Source organism: Streptomyces sp. NPDC094032 (genome assembly GCF_040303965.1).
Taxonomy (GTDB): domain Bacteria; phylum Actinomycetota; class Actinomycetes; order Streptomycetales; family Streptomycetaceae; genus Streptomyces.
Window position 1 is genome coordinate 154,384 of the sequence record NZ_JBEOUE010000004.1, and the last position, 19,395, is coordinate 173,778.

Annotated in this window: 14 protein-coding genes; 7 read left to right on the forward strand and 7 right to left on the reverse strand. The window is 71.8% G+C overall.

All coding sequences use genetic code 11. The features are described 5' to 3' along the window. Positions 1 to 4: 4 nt before the first annotated feature. Positions 5 to 1,696, forward strand: coding sequence for an FG-GAP-like repeat-containing protein (locus tag ABTZ54_RS08850; protein ID WP_351658809.1), 1,692 nt, complete (start codon positions 5 to 7; stop codon positions 1,694 to 1,696). A 94-nt stretch (positions 1,697 to 1,790) separates the two neighbouring features. Here the strand turns inward: ABTZ54_RS08850 and pepN (ABTZ54_RS08855) are convergent, their stop codons facing one another. The 4 genes from pepN (ABTZ54_RS08855) to ABTZ54_RS08870 form a co-directional block, all read right to left on the reverse strand. Next, positions 1,791 to 4,367, reverse strand: coding sequence for an aminopeptidase N (gene pepN / locus ABTZ54_RS08855; RefSeq protein ID WP_351658811.1), 2,577 nt, complete (start codon positions 4,365 to 4,367; stop codon positions 1,791 to 1,793). Between the two features lie 141 nt (positions 4,368 to 4,508). Beyond that, positions 4,509 to 5,525, reverse strand: coding sequence for an aspartate-semialdehyde dehydrogenase (locus ABTZ54_RS08860; RefSeq protein ID WP_351658813.1), 1,017 nt, complete (start codon positions 5,523 to 5,525; stop codon positions 4,509 to 4,511). Positions 5,526 to 5,706: 181 nt separating this feature from the next. After that, positions 5,707 to 9,027 (reverse strand): S8 family serine peptidase, encoded by a 3,321-nt coding sequence (locus ABTZ54_RS08865; RefSeq protein WP_351658815.1) that lies wholly within the window; start codon positions 9,025 to 9,027, stop codon positions 5,707 to 5,709. Between the two features lie 199 nt (positions 9,028 to 9,226). Beyond that, complete coding sequence (locus tag ABTZ54_RS08870) at positions 9,227 to 9,769, reverse strand: CGNR zinc finger domain-containing protein (protein ID WP_351658817.1); 543 nt, start codon at positions 9,767 to 9,769, stop codon at positions 9,227 to 9,229. 167 nt (positions 9,770 to 9,936) lie between these two features. On the opposite strand from ABTZ54_RS08870, the gene ABTZ54_RS08875 reads away from it, so the two are divergent. From ABTZ54_RS08875 to ABTZ54_RS08890, 4 genes are all read left to right on the forward strand, one after another. Then, the gene (locus ABTZ54_RS08875; RefSeq protein WP_351658819.1) at positions 9,937 to 10,827 is read left to right on the forward strand and encodes a pyridoxamine 5'-phosphate oxidase family protein; all 891 of its coding nucleotides are present in this window, start codon (positions 9,937 to 9,939) and stop codon (positions 10,825 to 10,827) included. Further along, complete coding sequence (locus ABTZ54_RS08880) at positions 10,824 to 11,333, forward strand: HPP family protein (protein WP_351658821.1); 510 nt, start codon at positions 10,824 to 10,826, stop codon at positions 11,331 to 11,333. The genes ABTZ54_RS08875 and ABTZ54_RS08880 overlap by 4 nt, the downstream gene beginning before the upstream one ends. Positions 11,334 to 11,352: 19 nt before the next feature. Beyond that, positions 11,353 to 11,820, forward strand: coding sequence for an NUDIX hydrolase (locus tag ABTZ54_RS08885; protein WP_351658823.1), 468 nt, complete (start codon positions 11,353 to 11,355; stop codon positions 11,818 to 11,820). Between the two features lie 107 nt (positions 11,821 to 11,927). Further along, a complete protein-coding gene (locus ABTZ54_RS08890) occupies positions 11,928 to 13,061 on the forward strand; it encodes a serine hydrolase domain-containing protein (RefSeq protein WP_351658825.1) in 1,134 nt (377 codons plus the stop codon). A 47-nt stretch (positions 13,062 to 13,108) separates the two neighbouring features. Here the strand turns inward: ABTZ54_RS08890 and ABTZ54_RS08895 are convergent, their stop codons facing one another. Together ABTZ54_RS08895 and pepN (ABTZ54_RS08900) are read right to left on the reverse strand one after the other, a co-directional pair. Continuing rightward, on the reverse strand, positions 13,109 to 13,939 hold the full coding sequence (locus ABTZ54_RS08895) for a hypothetical protein (protein WP_351658827.1): 831 nt from the start codon (positions 13,937 to 13,939) through the stop codon (positions 13,109 to 13,111). 209 nt (positions 13,940 to 14,148) lie between these two features. Next, entirely contained in the window at positions 14,149 to 16,710 is a 2,562-nt protein-coding gene (gene pepN, locus ABTZ54_RS08900) for an aminopeptidase N (protein WP_351658829.1), read from the reverse strand. 133 nt (positions 16,711 to 16,843) lie between these two features. On the opposite strand from pepN (ABTZ54_RS08900), the gene ABTZ54_RS08905 reads away from it, so the two are divergent. Continuing rightward, a complete protein-coding gene (locus tag ABTZ54_RS08905) occupies positions 16,844 to 17,479 on the forward strand; it encodes a mycothiol-dependent nitroreductase Rv2466c family protein (RefSeq protein WP_351658830.1) in 636 nt (211 codons plus the stop codon). A 147-nt stretch (positions 17,480 to 17,626) separates the two neighbouring features. Here ABTZ54_RS08905 and ABTZ54_RS08910 read toward each other — a convergent pair whose 3' ends face one another. After that, positions 17,627 to 18,274 (reverse strand): superoxide dismutase, encoded by a 648-nt coding sequence (locus ABTZ54_RS08910; RefSeq protein ID WP_351658832.1) that lies wholly within the window; start codon positions 18,272 to 18,274, stop codon positions 17,627 to 17,629. A gap of 154 nt (positions 18,275 to 18,428) precedes the next feature. Between ABTZ54_RS08910 and ABTZ54_RS08915 the strand changes: the two genes are divergently transcribed. Further along, positions 18,429 to 19,325 carry a hypothetical protein gene (locus ABTZ54_RS08915; RefSeq protein WP_351658834.1) on the forward strand — a complete coding sequence of 299 codons (897 nt, stop codon included), beginning with the start codon at positions 18,429 to 18,431 and terminating at the stop codon, positions 19,323 to 19,325. Positions 19,326 to 19,395: the final 70 nt, after the last annotated feature.

A 19,395-nucleotide genomic window follows, 5' to 3' on the forward strand; every position in this document is an offset into this window, starting at 1 on the left:
CGTCATGAGACTTCTCCAGAGAGCGCTGGTCGCCCTCACCCTGCTGGTCTCCGCGGTCCTCACGACCGCGGGGCCCGCCACCGCCGAAGACCTGGTCGAGCCCGCCACCGCGCCACCGGCGCGCGTCATCTCGTACAACGTCTGCGGGAACTCGCTGCCCTGCCGCAGCCAGCTGGACCTGCCCACCTGGACCGCCAAGGTCAAGGAACAGGCCCTCTCCTGGGACGCCGACGCCCTGATGCTCCAGGAGCTCTGCTTCGGGCAGTGGACCTCGCTGCGCACCGCGCTCGCCGACGCGGGTTACGTCGGCGTCTGGGGCTTCACGACCAAGGTCTCCGGCTGCGCGCAGTGGGGCACCGACACCGGCTTCGGCCTCGGCGTCTTCGTCAAGGCGCCCGCCGTCGACCGCTACACGGCGAGCCTGACCACCGCCTACGAGCCCCGCTCGGTGCTCTGCGCCCGGGGCCCGCTCGACGGGCGCACCACGCTCCTGTGCACCACCCACCTCGACCAGAAGATCACGCCCGACAACGGCTCCTCCCAGGTCATGGCCCAGATCGACGGCTGGGCCGCCGGGATCCCGGTCGTCCTCGGCGGTGACTTCAACGCTGCGCCCTCGTACCCGGCGCTCGACCCGATCCGCACCGGACTGCCCGGCACTGGCCCCTTCGTGGAGGCCGACGGGACCGACCGCGACTTCTTCACCAAGGAGTGCGTGGACGGCGGCGCCGCCGAGTGCCGTTCGGGCGAGCCCACCACGTACGACGGCAAGAAGTTCGACCACGTCTTCTACAGCGCCCGCGACTTCCACACCGTCCGCGCCGACGCCCTCGACGTCCCCGAGGGCACCGTCCCGCTCTCCGACCACAAGGTGCTGCGCGCCGCCGCCGCCCCGAAGTCCCAGCCCGGCGACCTCACCGGCGACGCCCGTCCCGACCTCCTCGCCGTCAAGGACGACGGCACCCTGCGCCTCTACCCCGGCACGGGCACCGGCGCCGTCTCCGGCGCGCGCCAGATCGGCACCGGCTGGACCGGCGCCGCCGTCAGCCACCGCGGCGACTGGACCGGCGACGGCTACGAGGACGTCGTCGCCCGTATCGGCGACGAGCTGTGGGTCTACCCGAACACCGGCAACGGCGAGCTCGGCACCCGGATCGCCATGGGCGGCCGCCCCACCGGCTGGTCCAACGGCGGCGCCCTGCCGCTGGCCGCGGGCGACGTGGACGGCGACGGCCTGCCCGACGTCGTCGCCCGCAGCACCACCGGCCTCTGGCTGCACCGGGGCGGCCCCGCCGTCGACGGGAAGCCCACCTTCGCGCCCCGCGCCGCCGTCAAGATCGGCGAGGCCGAATGGGCGGGCTACGACGTGATCCTGCCCGGCGACGTCACCGGCGACGGCAAGGCCGACGTCTGGGGCCGCGACCGCGCCACCGGCGAGATCAAGCGGTACGCGAGCCAGGGCGCCGCCCCGCTCGCCGCCCCCGTCGCCCTCACCGGCGGCCCCTGGACCACCGCCGACCGGCGCCTGGCCGTCTCGGCGGGCGACGTGACCGGCGACGGCCTGCCGGACCTGTGGACCACCCGTACCGCGGGCACGGCCGAGAACCTGGAGCTCCTGCCGGGCACCGCCACCGGCCTCGGCGCCCCGACGACCGTCGGCACCGGCGGCTGGCAGTGGCTCACCGCCCTGGGCTGACCCGCCCCCGAAACGGGAGGGGCCCCGGACCGTCGACCGGTCCGGGGCCCCTCTGCCGTCATACGGGCCGTCATACGGGCCGTCGTACGACCCGTCAGGCGGCGGCCGTGTCCGCGGCCTGCGCCTTCAGCGCGCGCTCGATGCCCGCGCGGGACTCCGTCACCATGCGGCGGAGCGCCGGCGCCGGGTCGTTCGCGGCGATCCACGCGTCCGTGGCGTCCAGGGTCTCCTGCGAGACCTGGAGCGACGGGTAGAGACCGACCACGATCTGCTGCACGATCTCGTGGCTGCGGGTCTCCGAGATGCCCTTGATCGCGGCGAAGTACTTCGCCGTGTACGGGGCGATCAGCTCGCGCTGGTCGGCCTGCACGAAGCCGCCGATCACGGCCTCCTGCACCGCGTTGGCCAGCGTGTCGCCCTCGACGACCTGCGCCCACGCCTCGGCCTTCGCCGCCTCCGTCGGACGGGCCGCGCGGGCCGTCGCCGCGTGACGCTCGCCCGCCGCGGTGCGGTCGCGCTCCAGCTCCGCCGCGATCTCCGGCTCGTCGAACCGGCCGGTCGCCGCGAGCCGCTGCACGAACGCCCAGCGCAGCTCCGTGTCGACGGCCAGGCCGTCGATCGTCACGTCACCGGAGAGCAGACCGGCGAGCACGTCGAGCTCCGCGTCCTCGCGGGCGGTGGCCGCGAACGCCCGCGCCCACGCCAGCTGGTGGTCGCCGCCCGGGGCCGCCGCGCGCAGCTGCTCCTGGGCGAAGGCGCCCCAGCGGGCCAGGCCCTCGGCGCGCCACTCCGGCGCCGCGTACAGGTCCAGGGCCGCCTTGACCTGGCCCTGGAGCGACTGGACCACGCCGATGTCGGTCTCCTTGGCGATGCCGGAGAGCACCAGGTCCAGGTAGTCGCGGGTGGCCAGCTCGGCGTCCCGGGTCATGTCCCAGGCAGAGGCCCAGCACAGCGCGCGCGGCAGCGACTCGGTGAAGTCGCCCAGGTGCGCGGTGACGTTCTTCAGGGACACCTCGTCGAGGCGGACCTTCGCGTACGACAGGTCGTCGTCGTTGAGCAGCACGACCGCCGGACGGGACTTGCCCGCGAGCTGCGGCACCGCGGTCAGCTCGGCCGCCTCGATGTCCAGCTCGACCCGCTCGGTGCGGACCAGCTTGCCGGCCGCGTCCAGGTCGTAGAAGCCGATCGCGATCCGGTGCGGGCGGAGCACGGCCTCGCCCTTGGCGCCGGCCGGCAGCGCCGGGGCGGTCTGGCGGACGGCGAAGGAGGTGATCGAGCCGTTCTCGTCGGTCTCGATCTCGGGCCGCAGCACGTTGATGCCGGCGGTCTCCAGCCACGCCTTCGACCAGGCCTTCAGGTCACGCCCGGAGGTCTCCTCCAGGGCGCCCAGCAGGTCCGTCAGACGGGTGTTGCCGAAGGCGTGGGCCTTGAAGTAGGCCTGCACGCCCTTGAAGAACTCGTCCTGGCCGACGTAGGCGACGAGCTGCTTCAGGACGGAGGCGCCCTTGGCGTACGTGATCCCGTCGAAGTTGACGAGCACGTCCTCCAGGTCGTTGATCTCCGCCATGATCGGGTGCGTCGACGGCAGCTGGTCCTGGCGGTACGCCCAGGTCTTCTCCGCGTTGGCGAAGGTCGTCCAGGCGTTGGGCCAGCGGGTGCCCTCGACGGACGCCTGGCAGGCGACCGAGGTGTAGGTGGCGAACGACTCGTTCAGCCACAGGTCGTTCCACCACTCCATGGTGACGAGGTCGCCGAACCACATGTGGGCGAGCTCGTGCAGGATGGTCTCGGCGCGCCGCTCGTACGCCGCGTCCGTGACCTTCGAGCGGAAGACGTACTGGTCGCGGATGGTGACCGCGCCCGCGTTCTCCATCGCGCCCGCGTTGAACTCCGGCACGAAGAGCTGGTCGTACTTGGCGAACGGGTAGTCGTACGCGAACTTCTCCTGGAACCAGCCGAAGCCCTGGCGGGTCACGTCGAAGATGTGGTCCGCGTCCAGGAACTCCGCCAGCGACGGACGGCAGTAGATGCCCAGCGGCACGACCTGGCCGTCGGGGCCCTCGTACGTCGAGTGCACCGAGTGGTACGGGCCGACGATCAGCGCGGTGATGTACGTGGAGATCCGCGGCGTCGGCTCGAAGACCCAGGTGTCGTCCTTGGGCTCCGGCGTGGGCGAGTTGGAGATGACCGACCAGCCGGCCGGGGCCTTCACGGTGAACTGGAAGGTCGCCTTGAGGTCGGGCTGCTCGAACGAGGCGAAGACGCGGCGGGCGTCCGGCACCTCGAACTGCGTGTAGAGATAGGCCTGGCCGTCGACGGGGTCGACGAACCGGTGCAGGCCCTCACCGGTGTTGGTGTACGCGCAGTCGGCGACGACCTTCAGCTCGTTGCGCCCCTCGGCGAGGTGCGCAAGCGCGATCCGGGAGTCCCGGAAGACGGCCGCGACGTCGAGGCTGCGCCCGTTGAGCACGACCTCGTGGACGGCGGGGGCGACGAGATCGATGAAGGTCTCGGCCCCGGCCTCGGCGGAATCGAAGCGGACGGTGGTGACGGACCGGTAGGTGCCGCCCTCCTGCGCACCGGTGAGGTCGAGGTCGACCTCGTACGCGTCCACGGACAGCAGCTTCGCCCGCTGCGCCGCCTCTTCACGGGTCAGGTTTGTGCCAGGCACCCGGTCAACTCCTCGGTTTCGTGACGTTTGGGCCATCCTTCCACGGGGTGCGTCGGCAGCGCACGGCGCATTTCCCAGGGCGAACAAGGGAAGGGCGACCATCCCACGGATGGCCGCCCTTTGATGCCTTTGGTGGCGTTTTCAGCCCTTGAGTTCGGCCGCCACCAGCTCCGCGATCTGCACCGCGTTCAGGGCGGCGCCCTTGCGCAGGTTGTCGTTGGAGAGGAAGAGCGCGAGGCCGTGGTCGACGGTCTCGTCGACGCGGATCCGGCCCACGAAGGAGGCGTCCTTGCCGGCCGCCTGGAGCGGGGTGGGGATCTCGGAGAGCTCGACGCCCTCGGCGTCCTTCAGCAGCTCGTAGGCGCGCTCGACGCCGATCGGGCGCTCGAAGCGGGCGTTGACCTGGATCGAGTGGCCGGAGAAGACCGGGACGCGCACACAGGTGCCGGAGACCTTGAGCTCCGGGATCTCCAGGATCTTGCGGGACTCGTTGCGGAGCTTCTGCTCCTCGTCGGTCTCGAAGGAGCCGTCGTCGACGATGGCGCCGGCCAGCGGCAGCACGTTGAAGGCGATCGGACGCTTGTAGACGCCCGGCTCGGGGAAGGCGACGGCCCCGCCGTCGTGGGTCAGCGCGGTGGCGCCCTCGGCGACGGCCTTGACCTGGCCGTCGAGCTCGGCGACACCGGCCAGACCGGAGCCGGACACGGCCTGGTACGTGGTGGCGACCAGCGCGACCAGACCGGCCTCCTGGTGGAGCGGCTTGAGGACCGGCATGGCGGCCATCGTGGTGCAGTTCGGGTTGGCGATGATCCCCTTGGGGCGGTCCTTGATCGCGTGCGGGTTGACCTCGGACACGACCAGCGGGACCTCGGGGTCCTTGCGCCAGGCGGAGGAGTTGTCGATCACGACGGCGCCCTGGGAGGCGACCTTCTCGGCGAGCGCCTTGGAGGTGGCGCCGCCCGCGGAGAAGAGCACGATGTCCAGGCCGGTGTAGTCGGCGGTGGAGGCGTCCTCGACGGTGACGCCGTCCAGGACGCTGCCGGCGGAGCGGGCGGAGGCGAAGAGTCGCAGCTCGTCCACCGGGAAGTTCCGCTCGGCCAGGATCCTGCGCATGACTGTGCCGACCTGACCGGTGGCTCCGACGATTCCGACCTTCACGGGGGTCCTCCGTACGTTTGTGCAGGGTGCTGGCGGTTCCATCATGCGGGTGTCCCGGCCCGCCTTGTCCAATCCATTGTCCAAGGGTCGGGACGGCCCCTGGACGGACGGCGGACGCCCGGGGAGACGGCGAAGGGGCGGGCGCCGGTTCCGGCACCCGCCCCTCACTGTTCACACGGCGCTACGGGAGGACGTTCCCGATCACGACGCTGCCGGTGCCGGCGGCGGTGCCGCGGGCGTTCAGCAGCTGGACCTCGCCGAAGAACTGGCGGCCCTCGGGCGCCGCGGCGTTGACCAGGACCTCGGCGGCGACCTGGGCGGTGCCACCGTTGGCCAGCTGGACCGGCTTCGACTCGTCGACCTTCACGGAGCCGAGCGCGGACGAGTAGTACACGTCCTTGTAGTCGTAGCTGGTGCCGCCGGCCGCCTGCACCGAGTAGCCGTCGATGATGACGGTGTACGTGCCGGGGGCGGGCTTGACCAGGCTGACGGACTCCTCGGAGTCGCCGTCGGCGGACTGGCCGACCTGGGTGTCGCCCAGCTTGACCGTGAGGTCGAGGTCGGCCGACAGGTCGGAGGTGTTGCCGATGGCGATGTCGAGACGCTCGACGCCCTCACCGATGGTGACGGTCTTGATCTGCTGCTCGTGGTGCTGGATGGTCGCCTTCTCGGACTTCTGCGAGCCGAGCGAGCCGCCCTTCAGACGCCCGTCGAGGGCCGCGAACTCGTTGGAGACCTTCCAGGAGACGGCGGCGGGGGTGCCGACCTTCGCCTCGGGGACCGTCTGGACGGCCGGGTCGAAGGACGCGCCGAGCACCGAGACGTCCAGCTTGAACGGGTTGTCCAGGTCCGGCGACGTACGGCGGGACTCGACGATGATCTCCCACACGCCCGGGATCGGGTTGGCGTAGGAGCGCAGGTCCGGACGGCAGGTGTTCGCCGGGTTGTAGTGCGGGTAGCACTGGTTCGTCGCGTTGTCCTCAAGGGCCACGCCGTACGGGTGCTGGGTGATGAACCGGGTCTGGCTCTTCTCCTTCAGCCCGCTGAGGTTGACCTCAAGGGTCTTGGCGCCCTTCGGCACGGTGACGAAGTACGACTTGCTGCTGTTGCGCTGGGTCGTCGAGGTGGCGGAGAAGCCGTAGCCCGGGCCGACCAGGTCGTTGGAGACGATCGAGGTGGCGAGGATCTGCTTGTCGACGCCCTCGGTGCGCTCGTCGTCGGCCTCCAGGATGACGCTGTGCACGCCGGCGGAGGTCGGACGGGCCTGCAGCTTGACGGTGACCGGCTTGTTCAGCGGCAGGTCGATCTCGTCGTCGCCGAGGATGCGGAAGGTGCCGTCGTTGTACTTCAGGTCCAGCTCGTGCTCGATCGCCCCGTCCGGGCCGCTCGTGCGCGTGATGGTGACGTCGTAGACCTTCTTCTGGCCGACCTTGAGGCCGCCCTGGCGGTCGTACACGCCGGTGCCGGTGTGCGGGGCCGGGAAGATCGCGGTGTCGACCGGGGCCTCGACCTTGTAGTCGTGGGCGGTCGCGCCGTCCTTGATCGACTCCCAGGCGTCCTCGATGTCGATGAGGCCGGCGCCCTGCTCGTGGGCCGCGACACCCGGGATCCGCTTCGCGGTCGAGGTGAGCGCGGTGCGCAGGGTGAGCGGGGAGAGCGCGATCTTCTTCTGCTTGGCCGCGGAGATCAGCAGCGCGCTCGCGCCCGCCGCCTGCGGCGAGGACATCGAGGTGCCGTTGAGCATGCCGTAGCCGGCGGGCAGCGCGTAGCCGGACTCGGCGACGCCCGCGCCGGGCTGCCAGGTCGGGATGGTGTTCACGGCCGAGCCGGGGGCGGTGATGGTCGGGGTGAAGCCGCCGTCCTCACGCGGGCCGCGCGAGGAGAAGGGGAACATGGCGTACTTCTTCTCGACCGCGGAGCCGTAGTTGGCGGCCCAGGTCTCCTTGGAGACGGCCGCGCCGACCGACAGGACCTTGTCGGCCAGGCCGGGGTCGCCGATCGTGTTGATGCCGGGGCCCTCGTTGCCGGCCGAGATGACCAGCTGCACGCCGTACGTGTCGATGAGACGCGTGTAGAGGCGGGCGCGCACGTTGTCGCCGTCGTTCTGCAGCGGCAGGCCGCCGATCGACATGTTGACGATGTCGACGCCGCGGTTGGCGACGAGGTCGATCATGCCCTCGGTCAGCGCGGTGTTGGTGCAGCCGCCGGTCCAGGTGCAGGCACGGGCGGAGACGATCTTCGCGCCGGGGGCGGCGCCGTTCATCTTGCCGCCGAACAGGCCGTTGGCCGCGGTGATACCGGCGACGTGGGTGCCGTGCGAGGACTCGACGAGACCGACGTTGACGAAGTCGGCCTTCTTGCCGACCCAGGTGCCGCCCAGCGGGTCCATCGGCACGTCCTTGCGGATCTGCACGACGAACGGGGTCTTCTCGACGACCTCGGTGGCCGGGTTGTCGGTGCCGAAGTAGCCGATCTGGTTGCCGTCCTTGTACGGCTTCATCGGCTCGTTGTTCGTGAAGTCACCGTCCTGGTCGGTGTCCACACGGACGGTGCCGGCGACCGGGTCGTACAGCAGACCGAAGCGGTCGGTGGTGTCGCCGTCCCGGTTGATGTCGCCCTTGGGGTCGCCGCCCGCGGTGACCGACTCGCTGAAGCGGCTCCACTGGTACGAGCCCTCGGGGGCCTTCCAGCTCTGGCCGCCGGCGGTGAAGGCGGAGCCCGTGACCGGGGTGATCTGGGCGCGCCAGGTGCCGTCGCTCTCGGTGAGCGGGTCGGTGGCGGTGACCCAGTCGACGATCTTGCGCTCGCCGGTGGTGGTCTTCTGCAGGGCCGGGTGGCCGAGGTCGACACCGGAGTCGAGGATGCCGATGGTCACGCCGCGGCCGTCGGCCTTGGGGTGCTCCTTGACGAAGTCCACCGCACCGGTCTCGTGGGACGGGTTGTACGGGTTCTTCGCCGGGGTGTCCTTGCCGGGGGCCGGGTAGACGCGCGTGACGGTCGTGCCGTCGACGGCGCCCGTGGTGCCCGCGTCCGGGGTCGGGTCGTCCTGCTTGATCTCCGCCTGGAGGTCCACCGACTGCACGGAGGAGAGCTTGGTGGCGGCCTTGATGGCGGCGTCGGCCTTGCCGGTCGGCAGGGTGGCGCGGACGTAGCCCAGCTTGTCGTCCTGCTTGCCCACGGAGGCACCGGGGACGGCGTCGAGCTGGCCCGCGACCTGCTCGGTGGCGCCGGGGGCGGTGGCGACGAGGACGGTGACGTGGGACTGGCCGGAGGCCTCGGCCTCGGAGAGGCGCTGCGCGTCGGTGGCGCCCAGCTTGTCGGCCGGGTCGGCGATCTTCACCGGAGTGGTGCCGGTCGCCGGGTCGTCGGCGGCCAGGACCGGGGCGGCGCCGGCCGCGACCAGCGCGGTCACGAGGCCCGCGGCGGCCGCGATGCGGGCCGCTCGCCTGGTCCCGGAGGTGGAGCGTCCGGATATGGAGCTCTGGGTTTCGGGGGTGGTCATTTACATCCCTGATTGTGAAAGAAGAGGGTCCGGATTTCGGTACCGGATGACCGCTCAGCCTTTCGCAAATGACAGGGGTTTGGGGAGAGTTACCGGCGGGCGGAATGCGCGCGTGGCACACATCCGCCACTGCGGAAGATGCGCCACAGGGGACGAAAGGTGTCCAACGGGGACGAGGTGAAGGCCCTGCCGTGGGTGACTAGTTGTCCTTTGTACGGGCATAGTGGCGCGAGGCCTTGGCCCGGTTGCCGCAGGCCGCCATCGAGCACCAGCGGCGGGTGCCGTTCCGCGAGGTGTCGAAGAAGTGCAGGATGCACGCCTCGTGCGCGCACTTGCGGATGCGTTCCGGATTCGCGCGCAGCAGGTCGAGGTAGTCGCGCGCGGCGGTCCATCCCGGGCCCCAGGCGAGATCCGCGAACTCAGCCTCCTCGCCCGGCCCTTGGGCGGTGAGCGTGGCCCGGATCCGGCCGTGTCCGAGCACCGCGTCGACCCGGGCGGTGGCGTCCGGGTCGCCGGGCCGGTCGACCAGGCTCCCGAGGGCGTCGCGCGCGGCCAGGGTGTGCCGCAGGGTGACGTCGTCGGCGCGGAAGCGCCCGTCGAGCCCGTTCGAGCGGAGCCAGACGCCGAGCCCCTCGACTCCGGTGAGCAGGTCCTGGCGCACGCCGTCCGCCATCCAGCGGGTGTTGAGCAGGTCGAGGGAGACGGGCTCGCCGACGAGCGGCCGCGGATCGGAGACGGTCATGGCGGACGCCCTCCTCGGCGACGGATTCCGGACTGATCCCGGACCGATCCCGGACTGATCCCGGACTAACCCCTCAAGGTTACGTGACTGGTTGCGCGCGGTGCGCTCTAACCTCTAAAGTCGAAGTCAATGGTTAGTTCGCTCGTATCCGAGGAGGTCCGCCCACCATGCGCGCCTACCACCCCGGCTCCCTCGCCGTTCAGCACCGCGTCGGAGTCCGTGACCTCGCCGAGCACGTCGGCAGATCCATCAGCCCCGGCATCCGCCCCGTCGCCGCCGCCTTCCTGGCGGCCCAGCCGATGCTCGTGCTCGGCGCCGCCGCCCCGGACGGCCGGGTCTGGGCGAGCCTGCTCACCGGCCGCCCCGGCTTCACCCGCGCGACCGGCCCGCACACCGTCTCCGTCGCCGGCGGCGTCCCCGCCCGCGACCCCCTCGCGACCGCCGTCACCGACGCCGGCACCCCCGTCGGGACCATCGCCCTCGACCCCCGCACCCGCCGCAGACTGCGCCTCAACGGCACCGCGCGCCCCAGCGCCCGCGGGGTGCTCGTCGAGACGGAGCGGGTCTTCTCGAACTGCCCGAAGTACCTCCAGAGACGCGACCTGTACGGCTACGAGCGGGAGTCCCGCCCCGCGGCGACCCGCCACGCCCGCGCCCTCACCCCCGACCAGGAACACCTGATCCGCACCGCCGACACCTTCTTCGTCGCCACCGCCGCACCCGACGGCGTCGAGGCGAGTCACCGCGGCGGCGGCCCCGGCTTCGTCGAGCTCGTCTCGCCCACCGAACTGCGCTGGGCCGACTACCCGGGCAACGCCATGTTCCTCACCCTCGGCAACCTGGAGGAGGACGGCCGCGCCGGGCTGCTCTTCCTCGACTGGCGCACCGGCACCACCCTCCAGCTCTCCGGCTTCGCCCACACCGAGTACGGCCCCGAGGGCCGCGCGGTCCGCTTCCGTCTGGACGCGGTGGCGGAGACCAGGGACGCCAGCCCCCTGCGCTGGTCGGCCCCCGAGTACTCCCCGTCGAACCCACCCGTCCCGAAGGACCGCCCATGACCACCACCGCAGCCGTCCCCACCCCTGCTCCCGCCACCGCCCCCGCCCGCCCGCGCCCCCGCGTGCTGCTCGCCTCCACCGCCGTCAGCGTCACCGCGCTGCTGCTGCTCGTCGCGATCGGCACCGTGCTCCACGAGCCGCTGCTCATCCCGCCGCTCGCCGCGAGCATGGCCCTCGTCGCGGGCGCGCCCGACCTGCCGCTCGCCCAGCCCCGTTCGGTCGTCGGCGGCCAGCTCCTCTCCGCCCTCACCGGCTTCGCCGTCCTCGCGCTCACCGGCCCCGGCCTGTGGGGCGCCGCCGTCGCGGGCGGCCTCGCCCTCGGTGTGATGTCCGCCGCCCGCACCCCGCACTCCCCGGCCGCGGCGACCGCGGTGATCGTCACCCTCCAGAATCCGCCGTTCTGGACCTTCCTCGCCCTCCTCGCCCTCGCCACCCTGGTCCTCGTCGCCACCGGCCTCGCGGGCGCGCGGCTGACGGGGCGGCGCTATCCCGCGTACTGGCTCTGAAAGCCTCTAACCTCGCTCCATGCAGACCGAGTTGCGCGTGGCGGCCTACGCCGTATGTGTCAGTGACGGGCGGATACTCCTGGCCCGCTGGGTGGACCGGGCCGGAGTGAAGCGGTGGACTCTGCCGGGAGGCGGGGTGGATCACGGGGAGCTGCCCGTGGAGGCGGTCGTGCGGGAGGTCGACGAGGAGACGGGGTACGCCGCCGAGGCGACCGCGCTGCTCGGGATCGACTCCATCCGGCGGCAGCGGACCCGGCCGCTCGGCGGGTCCTACGACTGGCAGGGGCTGCGGATCCTCTACGAGGTGCGGATCACCGGCGGCGAGCTGCGGAACGAGGAGGACGGCTCCACCGACCTCGCCGCCTGGCACCCGCTGGAGTCCGTGGCCTCGCTCGCCCGGGTCGAGCTCGTCGACATCGGCCTCCAGCTCTGGCGCGACCGGCCGCCCCTCGGGCACTCGCCGCTCCATGATCCGGCGAACGGCTGAAAACGGCTCAACCGTCACGGAGGTGCTCAACCCGCCGCCCGTGCCCCGTGGTCCCCTCCCCTGACCGAAGCAGTACGCAGTCGTACGTACGTCAGGGGAGCCCGTAGATGTCAGCCGCACGCACCGCCCGTACCGTCCTGGCCGCCACCCTCGTGGCCGGCCTCGCCGCCACCGCGCTCGCCGCGCCCGCCGTCGCCGCCGCGCCGCCGAAGCCCTCGCACGCCGCCACCCAGCAGGCGCTGGACGCGGCGGTGGCCGCGGGCGTGCCCGGCGCCGTCGCCCAGGCCCGCGACGGCAAGGGCCGCTGGACCGGCACCGCGGGCGAGCGCAAGGGGAACGACCGCTTCAGGGTCGGCTCCATCACCAAGACCTTCACCTCGACCGTCCTGCTCCAGCTCCAGGCCGAGGGCCGCATCGACCTCGACGACCCGGTCGAGAAGTGGCTGCCCGGCGTCGTCACCGGCAACGGGCACGACGGGAGCAAGATCAGCGTCCGCCAGCTGCTCAACCACACCAGCGGCATCTACAGCTACACCAGCGACCCGGCCTTCCAGACGCGGGTGTTCGGCACCGACTTCCTCCAGCACCGCTACGACACCTGGACCCCGCAGCAGCTCGTCGCCGTCGCGATGGCCCACCAGCCGGACTTCGCGCCCGGCACCTCCTGGAACTACTCCAACACCAACTTCGTCCTGGCCGGGATGGTGATCGAGAAGGTCACCGGCCGCCCGTACGCCAAGGAGGTCGAGAAGCGCATCATCAAGCCGCTCAAGCTGCGCGCCACCTCCGTCCCCGGCACCGACTCCCGGATGCCGAGGCCGCACTCCGGCGCGTACTCCAAGCTCTCCCGCGACACGACGGGCCCGACCTACGACGTGACCGCGCTCAACCCGAGCATCGCGGGCGCGGCGGGGGAGATGATCTCCGACTCCAACGATCTGCAGACCTTCTACCGGGCCCTGCTCAAGGGCCGGCTGCTGCCCGCCGCCGAGCTGAGGGAGATGACGGACACCGTCCAGGTCACGCCCGAGCTGGGCTACGGCCTCGGGCTCATGCGGCAGAAGCTCAGCTGCGGCAAGGAGGTGTGGGGCCACGGCGGCGGCATCCACGGCTCCAGCTCCGAGGCAGTCGCCACCCGGGACGGCGAGCACTCCCTGGCCGGGAACCTCAACGCCGACTGGACCGGCGACGGCGGGACGCTGATCGAGGCCGAGTTCTGCGGGACGGTCCCGAAGAAGTAGCCCCCTGCGGCGGCGGCCTCGCCGGTACGGGGGTCCAGCGGGGCCGCTCAGCGGGGCAGGACGACGACGTAGGCGGCCGGCTGCCGGTCGGACGCGGCCATCAGGGCCGTACGGACCACGGCCGCCTGCTGGTCCATCGCCTCGCGCAGCTTGCGCGGGGTGAGGTGGACGACGGTGATGCCGAGCCGCTCCAGGTGCTCACGCTTGCGCGTGTACTCGGACCAGAGCGCGTCGTCGTCCTGGCGCGGCGCCCGGGTGTCCAGCTCCACGGCGACCGCCTGGTCCGGCCAGTAGGCGTCCAGGCCGCCGAGGTGCGGGCCGCCCGGCAGCCGCAGGTCCACGTTCCACAGCGGGTCCGGCAGCGCGAACTCGCGCACCATCGCGTACAGCCGCTCCTCGGCCAGCGAGCGCCCCTCGGCGAGCAGGGCGTCCACCGCGTCCACCACATGCGGCCGGTTGAGCAGCCGGGCGCGGTTCAACTCGCGTACCACCGCGGCCGGTTCGCAGTGGCCGCCGCTCACGGCCTCGGTGAGCAGCCGGCGTACCGTGCCCGGGTCGGTCAGCGCCGCGACGGCGTCGGCCAGGGCCCGGGGGACCGGGGCGACGGGGAAGCCGTCGAGCTCGTCAGGGCGCGGCGGCTCGGCGGCGCGCACCACCCGGAGCCGTCCGGTGGACCGCAGCCGCCGGGTGCGCGGGACCAGGACGTCGATCCGGTTCACCGTCCCGGCCGGCGGGGCGGAGACGAAACCGTGCAGGGCGAGCGCGGCGAGCCCGGTGAGCATCGCGTCGGCACCGGCGAGCCGCAGCGCCTCCCGGAACCGGTCGTCGCCGGTGCGGGGGAGCGGGGAGAGGGGGGCCTTGGGGGTGTTGTGGTTCATGTCGACGGTCTTCCGCCGGACGGACCGCCCCTAACCGCTGTTACGAACCAGTCGCTCAATCCGGACAACTCCGCACTAAAGTACGCGCGTTCGAGTGCCGATACGTGACGGCCGGCCGGGAGCGACCCCTGGGGCCCCGGGAGCGGCCCCGGCGCACGACGGCCCCCGGCGGGCGCACCGCCGGGGGCCGTCGCGTACCGGATCCGCTGCTACGAAGCGCGCCCGTCGCACTCCTGCGCCCGCAGCGCCCGCGCCAGGTCGTCGCGCGACTCCAGGACGAGCCGGCGCAGCGCCGGGGCGGCCGAGGCGTGCGCGGCGAGCCACGCGTCCGTCGCCGCCAGGGTCTCCGGGCGGTCCTGGAGCGCCGGGAACAGGCCCCGCACGACGTCCATGCCGATCTGGATGGAGCGCTCCGCCCAGATCCGCTCGATCGCCGCGAAGTACTTCTCCGCGTACGGCGCGATCAGCTCGCGCTGCGAGGGCTGCGCGAAGCCCGAGATCGTCGCCTCCACCAGCGCGTTGGACAGCGCGTCCGACTCGACGACCTGCGCCCAGGCCTGCGCCTTGACCGCGGCCGAGGGGCGCCCGGCCAGGCACCGCACCTGGTGGCGCTTGCCGGTCGCCGTGTCGTCCCGGGCCAGCTCCTCGCCGATCCGGGCCTCGTCGGCGCGGCCGTGCACGGTGAGCGGGCCCAGCAGGCTCCAGCGCAGCTCCTGGTCGACGTCGAGACCGTCGATCACCGCGCTGCCGTCGAGCAGGCCCTCCAGGAGCTGGAGGTCCGCGTCCGAGGAGGCCACCGCGGCGAAGAAGCGCGCCCAGGTCAGCTGGTGCTCGCTGCCCGGCTCGGCCTGCCGCAGCTCGCGCAGCCCGCCCTCGGCGAGCAGCCGCCCGCCCTCGGGCCGCCAGTCCTGCGCGGCGTACTCGGTGACGCAGGTCCGCGCCCAGACGTGCACCATCTGGAGCACGCCGATGTCGGTCTCGCGGCCCGCGAACTCCAGCGCGATCCGCACGAAGTCCCGGGCCGGCATCAGACCGTCACGGGTCAGGTTCCACAGCGCCGACCAGCACAGGGCGCGGGCCAGCGGGTCGGTGATGTCGCCGAGGTGCGCGCGCAGGGTGGCCAGCGACTCCTCGTCGAAGCGGACCTTGCAGTAGGTGAGGTCGTCGTCGTTGACCAGCACCAGGTCCGGCTTCTCGGCACCGGCCAGCTCCGCCACGACGGTGGAGACGCCCGTGATGTCGGCCTCGGCCCGCGCGTACCGGACGAGCTCCCCGCCGGAGAGGCGGTAGAGGCCGACGGCGGCGCGGTGCGGGCGCAGCTCGTCGCCCTCCTGGAGGACGGCGAGCTCGGTGATCCGGCCCTCGGCGTCGTAGGTGACGGCCGGGGTGAGGGTGTTGACGCCGGAGGTCTGGAGCCAGGACTTGGCCCAGCCCTTCATGTCCCGGCCGGAGGTCTCCTCCAGGACGGTCAGCAGGTCCACGAGGCGCGTGTTGCCGTAGGCGTGGCGCTTGAAGTAGCGGCGCGCGCCCTCCAGGAACGCGTCCCGGCCCGCGTACGCGACGAGCTGCTTCAGGACGGAGGCGCCCTTGGCGTAGGTGATGCCGTCGAAGTTCAGCTTGGCGTCCTCCAGGTCACGGATGTCGGCCGTGATCGGGTGGGTGGACGGCAGCTGGTCGGCGCGGTACGCCCAGGCCTTGCGGTTGTTGGCGAAGGTCACCCAGCTGTTGGTGAAGCGGGTCGCCTCGGCCAGCGAGAACGCGCCCATGAAGTCCGCGAAGGACTCCTTCAGCCACAGGTCGTCCCACCACACCATGGTGACCAGGTCGCCGAACCACATGTGGGCCATCTCGTGCAGGGTCACGTTGGCCCGGCGCTCGTACGCCGCCTGCGTCACCTTGCCGCGGTAGATGTACTCCTCGCGGAAGGTCACCATGCCCGGGTTCTCCATCGCGCCGAGGTTGTACTCGGGGACGAAGGCCTGGTCGTACTTCCCGAAGGGGTACGGGAAGTCGAAGTTGTCGTGGAAGAAGTCGAGGCCCTGCTTGGTGATCAGGAAGACGTCGTCCGTGTCGAAGTGCTTCGCGAGGCCCTTGCGGCACATCGCGCCGAGCGGGATCTCCAGCTCGGTGCCGTCGTCGAACACGCGCGTGTAGCTGTCCGTGACGTAGTGGTACGGGCCGGCCACGACACAGGTGATGTACGTGGAGATGGACGCGGTCTCGGCGAACCGCCACACCCCGTCGGCGTCCTGCCGCCCGGCCCCGTTGGACCACACGGTCCAGCCCTCGGGCGCGGACACCTCGAAGCGGAACGGCGCCTTGAGGTCCGGCTGCTCGAAGGTGGCGAAGACCCGGCGGGCGTCGGCCGGCTCGTACTGCGTGTAGAGGTAGACCTCGCCGTCCTCGGGGTCGACGAAGCGGTGCATGCCCTCGCCGCTGCGGCTGTAGGCGCACTGGGCGTCGACCACGAGCTCGTTCTCGTCGGCCAGGCCGTCCAGCGCGATCCGGGTCCCGTCGAAGACGACCGCCGGGTCGAGCGCGCGCCCGTTGAGGGTGACCGCGTTCACCGAGGGGGCGATCAGGTCGACGAACGTGGCGTCGCCCGCGCCCGTACGGCGGAAGCGGAGCGTGGTCACGGAGCGGAAGGTGCGCACGTCCTCCGTGGACTCGCCGACCGCCGAGCGCAGGTCGAGGCTGACCTCGTACCCGTCGACGGACAGCAGCTCCGCCCGCTCATGGGCCTCGTCGCGGGACAGGTTCTCACCGGGCACGGTCACTCCTTCGTGGCTCGTTCGAAACAGCACCGATCCTCCCATGTGCCACTGACCGGGAGCACCACGGGAATGCGGCGGCGGTCCGAGGCGTTGCCACACCTCGCACCGCCGCGCCCTTCCGAGGAGAGACATGTCCCAGAGCAGGACCACCGCAGACTTCTTCTTCGACCCGCTGTGCCCGTGGGCCTGGATGACCTCCCGCTGGATGCTGGAGGTGGAGAAGGTGCGCCCGGTCGACGTGCGCTGGAAGGTCATGAGCCTGGCCGTCCTCAACGAGGACCGGCTCGACGAGGTGCCGCCGGAGTACCGCGAGATGCTGGAGACGCAGGCCTGGGGCCCGGTGCGCGTGGTGATCGCCGCGCAGCGGCTGCACGGCGACGAGGTCGTCGGCAAGCTCTACACGGCGCTCGGCACCCGTTTCCACAACAACGGCGAGGGCCCGACCCGCGAGGCGATCGTCGGCGCCCTGACCGACGTCGGCCTGCCGGAGGACCTCGCGGACTACGCCGACCAGGACACCTACGACACCGAGCTGCGCGCCTCCCACAAGGAGGGCATAGAGAAGGTCGGCCAGGACGTCGGCACCCCGGTGATCGCGGTCCCCGGCCCGGACGGCGACGAGGTGGCCTTCTTCGGCCCGGTCGTCACCCCGACCCCGCGCGGCGAGGCCGCCGCCCGCCTGTGGGACGGCACGCTGCTGGTGGCGGCGACGCCCGGCTTCTACGAGATCAAGCGCACCCGGACGGCGGCGCCCAGCTTCGAGTAGCCCGCGCCCGTTCCGTACGTACGGAAGAACCCCCGCGATTCCTGTCATCGCGGGGGTTCTTCTTCATTCCGCCCGCAAGTGAAGGTTGAGAAGACGATCACGAGCAGGACGAACGGGGGGTGCCGGCAGGGGTGCCGTCAGGGGCTGTCAGAACGAGATCAGCGGGATGCTGGCCTTGGCGGCCTGGTAGCGCTTGTTCACGTCCTGCCAGTTGACGACCTGCCACATGGCGTCGATGAAGTCGACCTTCTGGTTCTTGTACTGCAGGTAGAAGGCGTGCTCCCAGGCGTCGAAGACGAGCACCGGGACCGAGCCCACGCCGACGTTGCCCTGGTGGTCGTAGACCTGCTCGACGATCAGGCGGCCGCTGATCGGCTCGTAGGCGAGGACGCCCCAGCCGGAGCCCTGGGTGGTCGCCGAGGCCTTGGTCAGCTGGGCCTTGAACTTGGCGAAGGAGCCGAAGGACTCGGTGATCGCGTCGGCGAGCTCGCCGACGCCGTCGGCGGCCAGCGGCTCGCCGCCGCCCTCGCCGGCCTTCGGGCTCGCCATGTTGTTCCAGTAGATGGAGTGCAGGATGTGGCCGGAGAGGTGGAAGGCCAGGTTCTTCTCCAGGCCGTTGATCGCCCCCCAGGCGTCCTTGTCCCGCGCCTCTTCCAGCTGCTCCAGGGTGTCGTTCGCACCCTTGACGTAGGCGGCGTGGTGCTTGTCGTGGTGCAGCTCGATGATCTGCGGGTTGATCACCGGCTCCAGGGCCGCGTAGTCGTACGGCAGTTCCGGAAGGGTGTAGATGGCCATGTGCCGAGCCTCTCGCCGACGTCTTCTAATTGCAACCTTTATGCAAGTGCAGGCTAGCAGCAGGTGTCGCCGAAGTTGATCAGACCTTGGCCCTAGGTCCGGATGGAGCAAACGCTGCTTGAAGCGGACGAATGATGATCAATAACCTGCCCGCGTGAATCTCCCCCTCAAGCTGGTGGCCATCACCACGCTCCTGACCCTGCTCGGCACCGCCCCCGCGGGCGCCGCCGACGAGTGGCTGCGGGTCGGCTCCGACGCCCGTACCGGCGTCAGCGGCCTCGCGGCCGAGGACGGCGGCACCGCCCTCGTCGCGCACGACAACAAGCGCCCCGGCCAGCCCCGGCTGGCCCGGCTCACCTACACGGACGACACCGCCTCGCTCTCGCCGGTCGCCTGGGACGGGGCCTACGCCGAGGACCTCGAAGCGATCGAGGCGGTCCCGGGCATGCCGGGCGAGTACCTGGCGCTCGCCAGCCGCGGGATCGTCTACCGGCTGCGCGTCTCCGGCGACACCGCGACCGTCGTCGACTACGCGCCGCTGCCGATGATCGGCGAGGGCGCCGACTTCGAGAGCTTCGCCGTCGTGGCGCGCGGCGGGAAACTGGCCGCCCTGTGGGCGGACCGCGGCGAGGGCCCCGGCCGGCCGGCGACGCTGTACGCGGCGCCGCTCTCCTTCGCCTCGTGGGGGCAGCCGCTGTTCGGCTCCGTGACGCGGCGGTCCTACCTCTCGACGTACCCGCCCGGCGAGGGCACCCGGCACATCTCCGACATCTCCGTGACCGCCTCGGGCCGGATCCTGGTGAGCTCCGCCTCGGACGCGGGCGACGACGGCCCGTTCGACTCCGCGGTGAGCGAGGCCGGCCGGGTGACCGTCTCGGCGGCGGGCTCGGTGCGGGTCACGCTCGCCGCGAGCCCGACCGTGCTCGGGACCTTCCCCGGCTACAAGATCGAGGCGGTCGAGTGCCTGCCCGGCACCGGTGACGTGCTCCTCGGCACCGACGACGAGCACATGGGCGGCTTCGTGCGCACCGCGCCGTACTGCGGGCCCTGACCCCGGATACGCCACCGCGCCCCGCCGAGCACGGGCTCGGGCTCGACGGGGCGCGGCGACCGGATCGCGT